The following is a 13,746-nucleotide window of genomic DNA, read 5'->3' as shown; positions in this document are numbered from 1 at the left end:
CCTAGTGAGCAGATGGATCCGGATTACCGGCTTGATCTTCAGGCAGGGAATGCATAGGGAAGGTCAGCATAAACGACGAGCCTTCCCCGGGCGTGGAGTCGATTCGTATCGTTCCGCCGCCTTTTTCCAGGATACCGGCAATGAGGTGAAGGCCGATCCCGCGCCCCGGTCCGCCCTTCGTCGTGAAGCCCCGCTCGAATAGCCGTCCCCTCGTCGTCTCCTCCATGCCGCAGCCGTTATCCTCCACCAGTAAGGACAGCACGTCGTCATCCTGCTCCATACTTACAAATACCCGCTTGTCCCGCTGCACCGTCTGAAGGGCATCGAACGCGTTCTCCATCAGATTGCCGATAAGAATGACCATATCATGATGATCCAGCCGTTCCGGGAACTGCTCCAGCCGGCTCTGCGGATCAATTTCCACCTCGATGCCCAGCTCGCGGCCGCGACTGATTTTGCCCAGCAGCAGTCCTGTCAGGCTGTCATCCTTAAACCTTCGGCTTAGGAAACGCGTCAGTTCCTCCCGCTGCTCCATCACCTCGAATAAATATTCCAGGGCCTTATCCTTATTGCCCAGCTGAATCAATCCGCCGATCGTATGAAGCTTATTCATGTATTCATGATTCTGTACCCGAAGCGCATCGACGAAAGCCCGGACGCCTGTCAGCTCCTCCGCCATGCGGGTCACCTCCGTGCGGTCCTGGAAGATGGCGACGGCTCCGACCGTATTCGCTCCGACTTTTATCGGGACACGGTTGCTCACGATAAGAGCGGTGCCGATAGTAAGCTCCTGATTATAAATCGGGTGGTTCAGCTGTAAAATTTCGGGAAGCCGCGTATCCGGTATGACGTCGCGGATCGGCTGTCCGATGACTTCTCCTTCGACACGGAGCATTTGCTTGGCCTTCTCGTTAAAGACGGTCACCTTCTCGTCCTTATCGATGGCGATGACGCCCTCGTGCATCGCGTTGAAGGTGGCGGTGCGCTCGACGAACAGCCTCGCGATCTCGTGAGGCTCCAGCTCGAACATCTGGTGCTTGATATGCCCGGCCAGCTTCCAGGAGCCCCAAAGCCCGAACAGCAGCGAAAGCAGCAGCACGATGTACGCTTGGCCCGACTGCTCCAGCACAACCTGCCCAAGTGTCGGCATGATGCGCCCGACAAGCGCGACGCCGATCTGCTCATGCTCGGCGCTCATGATCGGCACGAACGCGCGCAGCGCCGTGCCGAGCTCCCCCTTTGCCTTGGACACGTACGTGTGCTCGGCAAAGGCAGAGCCCTCATCGGCCCCCGTGGAGACGGTGCCGATCATGCGCTCGATCGGGTGGGACAGCCGCACCCGATGCATATCCATCACGACGACATACGTTGCGTCGTTGATGATGCGGATGCGCTCGGCGGCCGCCTGCAGTCCGGCGCGCTTCGCCGGGTCGGCAAGGCCGGCCGTGACCTCCGGCATCGCCGCAACCGTTCGCGCCGTCACGAGCAGACGGCGGCCGAGCTCCTCCTCCTTCAGCTTGACGATGCCGCCGAGCAGGATCGTGCCGCCGATACATAAGGCGAAGAGCACGATGCCGAACGAGAGAATCGCGATTTTCCAATTAATCCGTAAACGCTGCAGCATGAGCTGGAGGCTCCTTTATCCTGACGGAATCTTGGTATCATCATACAACAGCATGCGCTCTATTGAAAATACGACAAACAACCGCCCTTGCCGTCGCAAGCACGGTTGTTTATGTCTCGACGGGTTAGTCCTGCTGTTTCCCGCCGCCGGATTTGTCTTTTTGCTTCGACTCGCCGCCGCTGTCTCCGCCTTGTCCCCCACCGCCGGACTTGCCTCCCTCAGCTCCACCGCCGCCGCCTGCCGAGCCTTGATCTCCAGCCTGTTCCTTGCCGTACATGCTGCCGCTCTTTCCTTCGCCCTTTTGCTGCTCTTCCTTCTTCTCCTGCTCGAATTCTTTTTCCGGACTTCTGCCATAGATCGTGATTCCGCTTTTCGTGCGAACCTTTTCTTCTTCCTCGACCTCGCGCTCCAGCGTCTCCTGCTGATTCTTCAGCATTTGCTTCAGCTGTGCCTTATCGGCCTCCAGCAGCTTTTTCTCCCGCTCCTGCTCATGCTTCTTAATTTCCTGATACATCTTCATATAGAGCTGAAGCTCTTTATTAACGGGGTCTTCGCTGCCGGAGGATTGGCTTTGCGCTTGCTGCCCGCCGCCCCCTTCGGATGCCTTGCCCGAGCCGCCCCCGGTATTACCTCCACAAGCTGTCAACAGGAGGAGTAGAGCCAGACTGCTATGGAGAAAAAATAACCGCCGTGTCATGCATCATACGCCCCTTTCATTGCCTTTACTCTTAGGATGGCCTGTTTCTTCGAGAATAATTTATGCGTCTATACCTTGGGGCGATTTGTTGTATACTGATACCACAAGCACACAGACTGCCGGGGAAGGGGGTGGCGACATGAGGCCTTGGGCAGGAACCCTTGTTTTTGTTTTGCTCGGCTTGACCGCAGCCTTATTCATCGGCTTCTATCCTGCATTTACATGGGGATCCGTCCCGCAGGACGATGAGCAGCAAGGGTACGGAAATGAGCTTATCATCAAATTCAGCCATGTTGTTGCCGAGAACACCCCCAAGGGGTTAGCCGCGCAGCGGTTTGCCGATTTGGTCAAGGAAAAAACGGGCAATCGCGTCAAGGTGGAAATTTACCCGAACGGGGTTTTGTATGCGGAAGCCGGAGAGGTGGAAGCGCTGATGCGCGGGGAGATCCAGATGATTGCTCCTTCGACCTCGCATCTGTCCGAGCATGTACCCTCTTGGCTGGTCATGGACCTGCCCTACGCCTTCCTGTCCCAAGAGGCAGTGAAGGAAGCAATGGAAGGTCCTATCGGGCAGCAGCTCTTCAGCAGGCTGGAAAAGAAGAACATGATCGGACTGGCCTACTGGGGCAACGGTTTCAAGCAAATGACCTCGAACCAGGGTCCGCTTCGGCAGCCGTCGGATTTTCAGGATCAGAGGTTCCGCATCATCCCAAGCCGCGTCATTGAGGAGCAATTCAAGCTGCTGGGCGTCAAATCCGTTCCGATGCCGTTCAATAACGTGTACCGCGGTCTGGAAACGGGTCTGGTCGATGGCGGTGAGAATACCATCTCAAATATTTACACTAAAAAATTTTATCAGGTTCAACGATTTATGACATTAAGCAATCACGGCTATTTAGGCTATGCCGTATTAATGAATAAGAAGTTTTGGGCGCAAATCCCTCCGGAGCTGCAGCGAGGCATCAGAGAAGCGATGGCGGAGACTTCCGCATGGGCGAACGAGAATGCGATTCGGATGAATGAACGGCAATGGAACGACATTAAGGCCGCCGGCTCGGTAGAAATTCATACTTTAACTCCGCAAGAGCGGACGGAGTGGAGAAAAGCTTGGGAGCCACTGTATGATCAGTTTGAGAGGGAGATCGGACGCGACCTGATCGGAGAAATCCGGAAACTTCAGGACAAGTACGAGGGACATTGAACGTTGGGGCGTTTAATTTGGGCCAGTTGCCTCGGGCCGATAACGGATTTTGAGGGACTTATTTTACGGTGAAAGGGGCTGTAAATCGAAATAGCGGATTTTCGGGGAGTTATTCTGGGAAACATCATGAAAAATGTAGTTTGTCGAGCCGTTTGCCCAAGAATAACACCTTCGAAATCCGTTATTTAGCGCGGATGCCCTTACAATGCCCAAATAGAACCTCGAAAATCCGTTATTGTTAATTTTGGAGCGTTTGCCTGAATATTAATAAAAGCTTTTCTTATGAACTCGATAAAATATGCTGAATTGTCGCTTTTCACCTCATCAGGTATAGTACTAGTTAATAATGTTACTTAAACTGACATGGCAAACAACGGATAAAGGAGGGGAACCCGCATGTCCAGACTAGAGGGCAAACGAATCGCTTTGACGGGACCGCGCAAGGCCGCCGAGCTCAGTGTGATCGTAGAGAAGCTTGGCGGAATCCCATTGGTGCGGCCGGCGCAGGGGACGGTCACAACCGAGCAGGAAAAGGTAGCCGCCGAGGTTAGGAGGCTGATCGAGCACGGCGCGGACTGGGTGATTCTGACGACAGGCGTCGGGACGGAGATGCTGGTGCAGACGGCTGCGGCCATCGGCAAGGAAGCGGAGTTTATTGAGGCGTTGAGCCGAACGAAGCTTGCCGCAAGAGGCTACAAGACGGTCAAATATTTAAAATCGCTGGGGCTCGAGCCCACAGTCCGCGATGATGACGGTACGACCGTCGGCATACTCAGAGCTCTGCAGCCTTATCAAGTAACAGGGAAGCGGATTGCTCTGCAGCTTTATGGAGACCATGCGCCGAAGCTGGTAGGCTGGCTGCGGGAGCAGGGGGCGGACTACTATGAAATCCTGCCGTATGCTCACGTACCGCCGGAGCTCGCCGTTGTCGATACGCTTCTGAGGGAAGTACTTGAGCATGAAGTGGATGCCGTTACCTTTACCAGCACGCCCCAGGTACGGTTCTTGATGGCTTACGCAAGGGAGAAGGGGTTTGCGGACCGGGTCGTTGCAGCCTTCCGCGACCGCGTAGTAGCCGTGGCCGTAGGGAAGGTTACGGCCGAGGCGCTTCGGGAGGAAGGGATCGGGCGGGTTGTGGCGCCGGAGGAAGAACGCATGGGAAGCATGATCGTTGCTTTAGCCAAATATTACGCCGGCGCGGCGGAGTCAGCTGCGGAATAGCATCAGGCGATACGCTTGGTGCTAACCTTAGGGTATGGTATACTTTTCCTAATCATGGGAAGGAACCATATCCTTTTCTTTTTGATGCAGGAGGTCTAATGAACGATACTTCTTCAGTGGTAGTATTGCAAGGCGTAACGAAGCGAATCGGCGGCAAAACGATTGTGGACGGGCTCTCCTTCGAGGTCAAGCCGGGGGAGGTATTCGGCTTTCTGGGGCCGAACGGGGCAGGGAAAACGACAACCATCCGCATGATGGTAGGCTTGATTACGATGAGCGAGGGCGAAGTAACCATTCGCGGCATAAGCGTGCGTAACCAATTCGAGCAAGCGATGCGGCATGTCGGTGCGATTGTGGAAAATCCCGAGTTTTACGGCTTTATGTCGGGCTATCAGAACCTGCAGCATTTTGCCCGAATGAACGAAGGAGTTACTCCGGAGCGCCTGGATGAGGTAATACGCCTAGTTCGATTGGAGAGCCGGATTGACGATAAAGTAAGAACCTATTCCCTTGGAATGCGGCAGCGGCTTGGGGTCGCGCAGGCCATATTGCATAAGCCCTCCGTGCTCATTCTTGATGAGCCTACGAACGGTCTGGATCCGGAAGGCATCCGCGAGCTGCGGGATTATTTGCGCAGACTGGCACGGGAGGAGGGCTTGGCGGTAATCGTCTCGAGTCACCTGCTCTCGGAGATGGAGCTGATGTGCGACCGCGTCGCCATTATCCAGAACGGGAGGCTGCTGGACGTACGCTCGTTCCGTGACGAACCGGCAGCGGGAGGCTTGCAGGAAATCGGCTTCGAGGTGGACCGTCCGGAGGAGGCGCTGGCCTTGCTTTCCGCAGAAGGACGGATTGAGAACGGCTCTGAGCTGGTCGTACTGCTGCCGGACCGTCGGGAGGCGGTAGCCGCAATGAATGAGCAGCTGGTCAAGAACGGCATTCGGGTGTATGCCATTCGCTCCCGAAACAAAACCCTTGAGGATCAGTTCCTTGAAGTGACGAGGGGGAATCAAATTGTCTAGTCTGCTTCGGCTCGTGATGAACGAGCAGCAAAAAATTTACGCCCGCCTAAGAACCTGGATCATGCTGGCTATTTTGGTTCTTTCGGTCATCTCCTTGGGGGCGCTGCTGAAATTCGTGATCAATGCCGGCATCGGGCATGTATTGACCTTCATGGATATGGCGGTGAGCTTGTCGTCGCTGGTGTTTATCTTTACGATCATTTTGGCGGGGGACATCGTTGCTTCCGAATTCAGCTGGGGAACGATCAAGCTGCTGCTGATTCGACCCGCATCCCGCAGTAAGATTCTGCTGAGCAAGTATATCGCGGTACTGCTGTTTCTAATCGTTCAGCTGATTCTAGTGCTCGTATTTTCCTACTTTACGGGACTGCTGCTCTTCGGAGTGAGCGGACCTTTGAATCCGGGCTTCAGCGTAGGGGAACTGCTGGGGAGCTACGGCTTGGAGACGCTCCAAATCGTCATGGCCGCAACGATGGCTTTCATGATCTCAACGGTGTTCCGCAGCAGCTCGCTGGCGATCGGCATCTCGATTTTCCTGATGTTTACGGCAACTACCATTGTGGCGGCTATGGCGAGACTCAACTATACCTGGGTGAAATACGTGCTGTTTGCCAATACGGACCTGACGCCCTATTTCTCCGGGGGCAAGCCGATCGTGCCGGGAATGACCTTGGGTTTTTCCGTTACGATGCTGGTCGTCTACTGGATATTATTTTATGCAATTTCCTGGCTGATCTTTACGCGGCGAGACGTAGCAGGCGCCTAACCCCATGAACAAACGAGACCTCTTTCGGCGGCAGCCGGGACAGATCTCGTTTTTCGCATCAGGGGCACTCGCGTATTCCACGGTCCTCTAGCTCGAGGCGCAACAATTGAAGGAAGCTGTGAATCGCTCGGCCGATGACTTGACATGATATAAGGGAGAGGTAGCCATGTTAGTCTTCTTTTGGGTGAACGGGGTATGACGGGGCAGCTGCTGATCATCTGCTGCTTAACGGCCGTCATCCATTTGGCTGAAACGTTAGGCTATGCCGTCAGGCTGGCCGGTGTGAGGGCCGGCAAGCTAGCCGTTGCTTTATCGATTACCGGGATTATTCTCATAGTAGCTCGTACGTCGAACATGCTTCAGGGTGCGCTCTCCGGCAGCATCATCGATGATGCAAAAGCCGGCATCGGAATGGACCTAAGGACACAGCTCCATTTTATAATCGGCTCCGCTTCCGTAGGAACCATCCTGGCCATATTGCTTTTTCCTACAGCTGTCTTTATCTCCATGCGGCTGGTTGCGCATCTGGAGGCTGCGGGCTCCATGCCGCAAATGCTGCACGGGGTAACCGTCCGGAAGCTGAGGCACGTGCAGGCTCATCTACGCCGGCCCCGGCTCGAGATGCTGTCCCGTCTGCGCATCGGGGGGATTCCGAAGAGGCTCCTGCTGCTGAATACCCTAGTATCGGGTATTTATACCGTGGGTGTGCTTGCGGCGCTGTACGCATCTTATCTGGTTCCCGCATCCGCTACAGCGGCCTCCCAGTCCTCAGGGCTGATCAACGGGATTGCGACCATCCTGCTGACACTGCTGATCGATCCTCAGGTGGCCCTGCTGACGGACCGGGCTCTGTCGGACCCGTCGCATTTGACCGAGATGAACAAAATGTTCGGGCTGTTGATGCTGTCCAGACTGCTTGGAACATTGCTCGCACAAGTGCTGCTTCTTCCCGGTGCCTACCTCATCGTATGGGCCGTCGGATGGCTGTGACTTATGGCATAAAAAGGCAAAGTTAATGTTTAGTAAAGATGTACTGTGCAAAGAGGAAATGTGCGATTCGTGTCGAATCATAGAATGTTGGCCATTTCAATTGAGAAGGGATTCGTACGCTATGATTGAATTTAAGAACGTTTCTAAAGTATATCCCAACGGTACAGTAGGTCTGAAGGACATTAACCTGAAGATGAATAAAGGGGAATTCGTAGTGATCGTGGGCTTGTCCGGCGCGGGGAAATCGACCCTGCTTCGTTCGATCAACCGCCTGCATGAAATAACCGATGGACAAATATTGATTGACGGAAAATCCATCACGGCAGCCTCCGGCGTCAATCTTCGGCATCTGCGCCGGGATATCGGGATGATATTCCAAAACTTCAATCTTGTGAAGCGTTCTTCCGTTCTTCGGAACGTATTGTCAGGTCGGGTCGGCTATCACTCAACCTTGCGAACCCTTCTGGGCTTGTTCCCTAAGCATGATGTCGAGCTCGCGCTGAAGGCGCTGGAGCGTGTCAATATCCGCGAGAAGGCATACGCCCGGGCGGATGAGCTGTCCGGCGGTCAGCAGCAGCGGGTTTCCATTGCGCGCGCTTTGGCTCAGGAAGCAAAGATCATTCTTGCGGACGAGCCGGTTGCCTCGCTTGACCCGCTTACGACCCGCCAGGTCATGGACGACCTCAAGCGCATTAATCAGGAGCTTGGAATCACGACAGTCGTAAATCTTCACTTTATCGACCTGGCGCGCGAGTATGCCACAAGGATTATCGGTCTTCGTGCGGGACAAGTGGTGTTCGACGGTCCGGTATCGGAAGCGACGGATGAGAAATTCTCCGAAATTTACGGACGCGCCATTAAGAAGGATGAGCTGCTGGGGGTGGAAGCGTGAGCAAGCCTAACGCGCTCTCCTCGTCCGCCCCGCTAAGGAAGCCGCCGCGGACCAAAACCTATGTTACCATCTTGATCCTCCTGGCGCTGATGGTCTGGAGCGCCTTCAAGACGGAGGCGACTCTTACGGATTTGATCACCGGCATGCCGGAAATGGGCAAGCTTCTGGCGGACATGGTTCCGCCCGATTGGAGCTATATTGACGTCATCTTTAAGCCGATGATGCAGACGATCCAAATGGCCGTCATCGGAACGACCTTCGGTGCGCTCCTTGCGATCCCGGTTGCCTTCCTGGCGGCGGGCAATGTGACGAAGGCACTTTGGCTTTACTATCCGGCGCGGTTCATTCTCAACCTGATCCGTACGATTCCGGAGCTTCTGTTCGCGGCGATTTTCGTAGCGATCTTCGGTTTGGGGCCTTTAGCGGGTGTGCTTGCTATCGTATTCTTTTCGTTCGGTTTGATCGCCAAGCTGACTTATGAGTCCATCGAAGCCATTGATCCGGGACCGCTGGAGGCGATGACAGCCGTCGGCGCCAATAAGATACAGTGGATTCAGTTCGGTGTCGTGCCTCAGGTGCTGGCTCAGTTTTTGGCTTATCTGCTCTATACTTTTGAGGTCAATGTTCGTGCAGCGGCAGTTCTCGGTCTGGTAGGCGCCGGAGGGATCGGTCTGCTTCTCGACCGCTCGCTCAACCAGCTCCGATATGACCGCGCGTCGTTAATTATTTTGGTCACTCTGATCGTCGTCATTGTCATCGATTATATCAGTACGCGGATTCGCGAATACTTGCTTTACGGCAAATCGACCTCGGCGGCAACGGCAAGCAAGCCTTCCGGCTTCCGCATCCGTTTCTGGCTGGTGGCTGTTATCATCTTCGCCTTGTATGCATGGTCCTTTACCGGCATTCAATTTGAGGGCATTAAAGAGACAGCCGGACAAATCTCCAGAGCGATCGTCAGAGGGCTGTTCCACCCGGATTGGGCCTATGTGTACATTCCCGAGGGCGAGGATTTGCTGCGCGGTCTGCTGGATACGCTCGCGATTTCCATTCTCGGCACGTTCATTTCGGCGATTCTGGCCGTGCCGTTCGCTTTCTGGGCAGCTAACAATATGAGCAAATTCAAGTCCGTAACCGGCAGCGGCAAATTCATTCTCAGCTGTATCCGTACGTTCCCGGAGATCGTGATGGCGATCATCTTCATCAAGGCCGTAGGTCCGGGCGCTTATGCCGGGGTATTGGCTCTTGGACTTCACTCCATCGGGATGCTCGCGAAGCTGTACTCGGAGGCGATCGAGAACATGGATCTCGGGCCGACCGAGGCGCTGACCGCTTGCGGAGCGAACCGGCTGCAGGTGCTGTGGTTTGCCGTCATACCGCAGGTGCTGCCGGAATTTTTCTCCTTCTCGTTGTACCGCTTTGAAATCAATATCCGTTCGGCTTCCATTCTAGGTATCGTCGGAGCGGGGGGAATCGGTACGCCCCTGCTGTTTGCCTTAGAGGCGCGTGCATGGCCGCGGGTAGGGATCATTCTGCTGGGAATCATCGTAATGGTCACGCTGATCGATCTCATTTCCGGCTATATTCGCAAACGACTTGTATAATTAAGGATAGCTTTCTCCCGGATCCAGGTCCGGGGGAAAGCTTTTTTTCAACTTAGCCGCCTCGTTTCGCTTCACCTGCTTAAAACATTGCCATATGTAAGCGTTTTAATATATAATAGTAGGACTTCTAACCAAGAGCTATCTGTGAGGGGTTCATCCATCATGCGCACAAAGTGGAAACTGACGGGGCACGTTCCCCAGTACATGAAGCTGCTGCTTGCATTTAGCTTGTTTATCGGAGCCATCCCGGTGATGGCCCTCGGCTTGTATGCTTATTACATTGCGGCGGAGGATGTGGAGCACAAAACGAAGGAAAGCCACATGCAGCTCCTGGCCCAGACGCAGATGAGCATGGAGCAGAATATGAAGCAGCTCGAGCTTACCGCTATGCAGCTTGCCAATTCGCCCTCCATCACAGCAGCGATGGCCGAATCGCTTACGCCTGCCAATTATCTCCGGATTCGTGAACTTCATTCAGGCTTGTACAGCTTGCAGACTCCATTCAGCATTCAAGAAAGCTACCTTATTCACCAGCAGCAGGGCTGGGCATTGAACTACACTTCCTTCAGCTCTTTGCAGGAGCTGGATATTAACAAGCATCTGGCCGATTATGCCTCACACTCGAACAATATGTTCTGGGATACCGGCTACAGTGTGTCCTCCTTACAAGAAGGAGGGGGAGTCCATCGCACCGATACGCTACGACTTGTAGTGAAGCTTCCGATTTTACCTTACACGATGCAGCCCAAAGGCTTCCTAATCATCGATCTTTTAAAGTCGCAGCTAAGAACCAAGCTGGCTGACAGCACCGAAGGACAATCGGGCCATATTTATATGATGGATCGCAATGGGATCGATTTCCTGGCGCGAAGCGAGGATACGGCCGCTCCCTACCTGCAGGTCAATGCACAGATTATCGATAGTATTGCACAGACAGGTCAAACCGTCGGTTTTATTCAAGGCAAGCTGGGGGACGAAGAGATGGTGTTCTCTTACCGTCAGTCCAAATATAACGGTTGGATTTATGTCTCCGTTGCTTCCTTGGATGAGATAACGCGAGAATCCAGGAAAATCGGTACGGGTACCTTGGTAGCCTGCAGCGCGGTGCTTGTTGTCGTCGGCTTCATTGCCTGGGTGGTCAGCCGGAGAATGTACAGACCGATCAAAAGGCTGGCCGAAATGACCCAAGCGGTGCAGACGGAAGGGATGTCGGGGAAGGACGAATTCCGTTCGCTTGAAGAGCGGTTTCTTACCTTGTTTAGCAACGGACAGAGGCTTCAGCAGCAGATGCAGGATCATCTTTCCCAATTGAAGGACTACTTCATGCTGAAGCTGTTTACGGGGCAGCTGTCGGAGAAGGATATCGCTTCCCGCATCCGGCAGTACGGCTTCCCGTCCGATTGGAAACAATTAGCGGTCCTGACGCTGCAGATCGACACCTTACAGGATACCCGTTACCGGGAACCGGACAAAGAGCTGTTGTTATTCGCTATTCACAACATGGTCGGGGAGCTGATTCCCGCCCATCAGCGGTTCAGTCATGTGTTACTGGAGCAGTCGCAGGTCACCCTGCTGGCCACGAACTTCGAGCAGGAGTCCGATTGGCTGGAGTTCACGTACGAAGTAAGCGAGCTGATTAAATCCAAGGTCTCGGAATTTCTTCAAGTCAGTGTCAGCATCGGCATTAGCCGTCCGTTTCTAAGAGCGTCCGAAGCGCCGCGGGCTTACAATGAAAGCCTGGATGCGTTGAAGAGCCGCATTTATTTGGGGAATGGCTTAATTTTGCACTACGAGGGTCTGCGCTCCGGCATGAGCGAGATGGCTGCTACGGCATACAATCAGCTCAAGTGGACGGAGGATCAGCTGGTTCAGGCGATCCGACAGGGCAATATGGCCAGCGCCGTTCCGTGGCTGGATAAGTTTATGAACGAGCTTACGGAAAGCCAACTGAGCGTCAAGGAATATCCGGCCTTATTGATGCAGCTGGTGTCGCGCTTATATCAGATTGTTCAGGAGAAAGGCGGCACAGTGCAGCATGTGCTTGGGGAGGGCGCTTCCTTCGGCCGGCTGCTGCGGATGAGCACGCACGATGATATTCGGGAATGGTTCAAGAGCGAGCTGCTGGAGCCGATTGAATCGTTCCTTCAGCTGCAGTCGGAATCACAATACCTCAGTATTGCCCAAAGGGTCATTCAAATGATTCAGGAGCGGTACGATCAGGAAATCACGCTGGAGAGCTGCGCGGCGGAGCTGCATTTTCACCCGGTGTATGTCAGTCGTGTCTTTAAGAAAGAGACGGGCATGACCTTCAGCGATTATGTAACGGACTATCGAATGACGCTTGCCAAGCAATGGCTGGAGTCCACCAGCATGAAGGTGTCGGATATATCGGATAAGCTGAACTACTCCAACACAACCGCCTTTATTCGTACATTTCGTAAAATCGTCGGCATGACGCCGGGACAGTATCGAGAGAGTAATAATCCATATAATCCCTAGATTGGTTTGAAATCCCGTTTAACGGAATAAGCAGCGGCTGCTGCTGCTCCGGCGGGATTTTTTCTTTGTGCGGACTTGGTTATCTTGGGATAGCTGATGGTTGCTTCCGGTTCATTTCTTGAGAAAAAGCCCGCAGGACAGGCGTTCACGGCGCTTCGGGTCAAGAGGTTATCCCCGGTGTATAGCATGTTACGGCCGGGGACGACATAATGAGACTCAGAAAGCGAAAACAACACATTCGGAAGGAGGCGGGAGGATGAGCACACTCCAAAAAAAATACGTCCAGCCAACGGCAGCCGCACCATCAAGATGGCAAGGATGGGGCAAAGCACTGCTGAAGGACAGGTGGCTTTACTTTATGGCCTTGCCCGGCCTGGCGTATTTTCTAGTATTCAAATATGTGCCGATGTATGGACTCATCATGGCGTTTCAGGACTTTAAACCGCATCTTGGGTTTATGGACAGCCCTTGGGTTGGTATGAAGCATTTCGAACGATTCTTCAGCGAGGATCAGTTCTGGATGCTGTTCCGTAACACGGCTTTGCTGGCCGTCTACAATCTCGTCTTCTTTTTCCCGCTGCCGATTATATTGGCGCTCATGCTGAACGAGGTCCGTTTGGAGAGATACAAGAGATTCGTTCAAACCCTCGTTTACATTCCCCATTTTGTTTCGTGGGTAGTCGTAGTCGGGATCTTCTATATCCTCTTCACAACCGAAGGGGGAGCGGTGAACGAGCTGCTCTTTATGATGACGGGGGAGAAAATCCCTTTCCTGCTCGAGCCGGACTGGTTCCGAACGATGATCGTCGGTCAATCGATCTGGAAAGAGGTCGGCTGGGGCACCATCATTTTCTTAGCCGCCCTTGCGGGAGTCGATTTGCAGCTGTATGAGGCGGCCAGGATGGATGGAGCGGGACGCTGGCGGCAATTATGGCATATTACGCTGCCGGCCATTCGAAGCACAATCGTCATATTACTGATTCTGAGGCTCGGCAATTTCCTGGATTCCGGGTTCGAGCACATCTTCCTGATGTTGACCCCTACAAACCGCGAGGTTGGGGAAGTGTTCGATACGTATGTGTATGTCAAAGGCTTAACTCAAGGGCAGTTTAGCTACAGCGCAGCCGTAGGCTTGTTCAAATCCGCTGTGGGACTGGTGCTGGTTCTATCCGCTAACTGGCTGGCCAAGCGCTTCGGCGAGGAAGGCGTTTACTAATTTATGAAGGAAAG

11 protein-coding genes and 1 pseudogene are annotated in these 13,746 nt (G+C 54.0%); 10 read left to right on the top strand and 2 right to left on the bottom strand.

The features are described 5' to 3' along the window. Position 1: 1 nt before the first annotated feature. The gene (locus RAC89_RS07520) at positions 2-1,624 is read right to left on the bottom strand and encodes an ATP-binding protein (RefSeq protein ID WP_306612769.1); all 1,623 of its coding nucleotides are present in this window, start codon (positions 1,622-1,624) and stop codon (positions 2-4) included. Positions 1,625-1,748: 124 nt separating this feature from the next. Beyond that, positions 1,749-2,321 carry a hypothetical protein gene (locus RAC89_RS07515; protein ID WP_306612768.1) on the bottom strand — a complete coding sequence of 191 codons (573 nt, stop codon included), beginning with the start codon at positions 2,319-2,321 and terminating at the stop codon, positions 1,749-1,751. A gap of 139 nt (positions 2,322-2,460) precedes the next feature. Between RAC89_RS07515 and RAC89_RS07510 the strand changes: the two genes are divergently transcribed. The 10 genes and pseudogenes from RAC89_RS07510 (at position 2,461) to RAC89_RS07465 (ending at position 13,732) form a co-directional block, all read left to right on the top strand. Continuing rightward, positions 2,461-3,522, top strand: a complete 1,062-nt coding sequence (locus RAC89_RS07510) for a TRAP transporter substrate-binding protein (RefSeq protein WP_306612767.1) — start codon at positions 2,461-2,463, stop codon at positions 3,520-3,522. Between the two features lie 396 nt (positions 3,523-3,918). Beyond that, positions 3,919-4,743: a uroporphyrinogen-III synthase gene (locus tag RAC89_RS07505; RefSeq protein ID WP_306612766.1), complete on the top strand. Its 825-nt coding sequence runs from the start codon at positions 3,919-3,921 to the stop codon at positions 4,741-4,743. Between the two features lie 98 nt (positions 4,744-4,841). After that, on the top strand, positions 4,842-5,765 hold the full coding sequence (locus RAC89_RS07500; protein ID WP_306612765.1) for an ABC transporter ATP-binding protein: 924 nt from the start codon (positions 4,842-4,844) through the stop codon (positions 5,763-5,765). After that, entirely contained in the window at positions 5,758-6,531 is a 774-nt protein-coding gene (locus tag RAC89_RS07495) for an ABC transporter permease (protein ID WP_306612764.1), read from the top strand. The genes RAC89_RS07500 and RAC89_RS07495 overlap by 8 nt, the downstream gene beginning before the upstream one ends. Before the next feature lie 195 nt (positions 6,532-6,726). Beyond that, a complete protein-coding gene (locus RAC89_RS07490) occupies positions 6,727-7,521 on the top strand; it encodes a lipid II flippase Amj family protein (RefSeq protein WP_284641612.1) in 795 nt (264 codons plus the stop codon). A gap of 121 nt (positions 7,522-7,642) precedes the next feature. Beyond that, positions 7,643-8,413 (top strand): phosphonate ABC transporter ATP-binding protein, encoded by a 771-nt coding sequence (phnC, locus tag RAC89_RS07485; RefSeq protein WP_284641611.1) that lies wholly within the window; start codon positions 7,643-7,645, stop codon positions 8,411-8,413. Further along, positions 8,410-9,207, top strand: a pseudogene (phnE, locus tag RAC89_RS07480) (phosphonate ABC transporter, permease protein PhnE); the annotation flags it as partial. The gene phnC and the pseudogene phnE (RAC89_RS07480), both read left to right, overlap by 4 nt. 63 nt (positions 9,208-9,270) lie before the next feature. Further along, positions 9,271-10,017, top strand: a complete 747-nt coding sequence (gene phnE, locus RAC89_RS07475; RefSeq protein WP_372516719.1) for a phosphonate ABC transporter, permease protein PhnE — start codon at positions 9,271-9,273, stop codon at positions 10,015-10,017. 162 nt (positions 10,018-10,179) lie between these two features. Beyond that, the gene (locus tag RAC89_RS07470; protein ID WP_306612762.1) at positions 10,180-12,516 is read left to right on the top strand and encodes a helix-turn-helix domain-containing protein; all 2,337 of its coding nucleotides are present in this window, start codon (positions 10,180-10,182) and stop codon (positions 12,514-12,516) included. A gap of 256 nt (positions 12,517-12,772) precedes the next feature. Next, positions 12,773-13,732: an ABC transporter permease gene (locus tag RAC89_RS07465; protein WP_306612760.1), complete on the top strand. Its 960-nt coding sequence runs from the start codon at positions 12,773-12,775 to the stop codon at positions 13,730-13,732. Positions 13,733-13,746: the final 14 nt, after the last annotated feature.

This window comes from Paenibacillus sp. GD4 (assembly GCF_030846225.1).
Taxonomy (GTDB): domain Bacteria; phylum Bacillota; class Bacilli; order Paenibacillales; family NBRC-103111; genus Paenibacillus_G; species Paenibacillus_G silviterrae.
Note: the sequence above shows the minus strand (reverse complement) of the source record. Positions and strands in the feature narration are given on the sequence as shown.

Bases quoted from the DNA above. Each gene is read 5' to 3' on its own strand.
- phnC (WP_284641611.1), top strand. From the start codon at position 7,643: ATGATTGAATTTAAGAACGTTTCTAAAGTATATCCCAACGGTACAGTA.
- RAC89_RS07470 (WP_306612762.1), top strand. From the start codon at position 10,180: ATGCGCACAAAGTGGAAACTGACGGGGCACGTTCCCCAGTACATGAAG.
- RAC89_RS07465 (WP_306612760.1), top strand. From the start codon at position 12,773: ATGAGCACACTCCAAAAAAAATACGTCCAGCCAACGGCAGCCGCACCA.
- RAC89_RS07515 (WP_306612768.1), bottom strand. From the start codon at position 2,321: ATGACACGGCGGTTATTTTTTCTCCATAGCAGTCTGGCTCTACTCCTC.
- RAC89_RS07500 (WP_306612765.1), top strand. From the start codon at position 4,842: ATGAACGATACTTCTTCAGTGGTAGTATTGCAAGGCGTAACGAAGCGA.
- RAC89_RS07490 (WP_284641612.1), top strand. From the start codon at position 6,727: ATGACGGGGCAGCTGCTGATCATCTGCTGCTTAACGGCCGTCATCCAT.
- RAC89_RS07510 (WP_306612767.1), top strand. From the start codon at position 2,461: ATGAGGCCTTGGGCAGGAACCCTTGTTTTTGTTTTGCTCGGCTTGACC.
- RAC89_RS07520 (WP_306612769.1), bottom strand. From the start codon at position 1,624: ATGCTGCAGCGTTTACGGATTAATTGGAAAATCGCGATTCTCTCGTTC.
- RAC89_RS07505 (WP_306612766.1), top strand. From the start codon at position 3,919: ATGTCCAGACTAGAGGGCAAACGAATCGCTTTGACGGGACCGCGCAAG.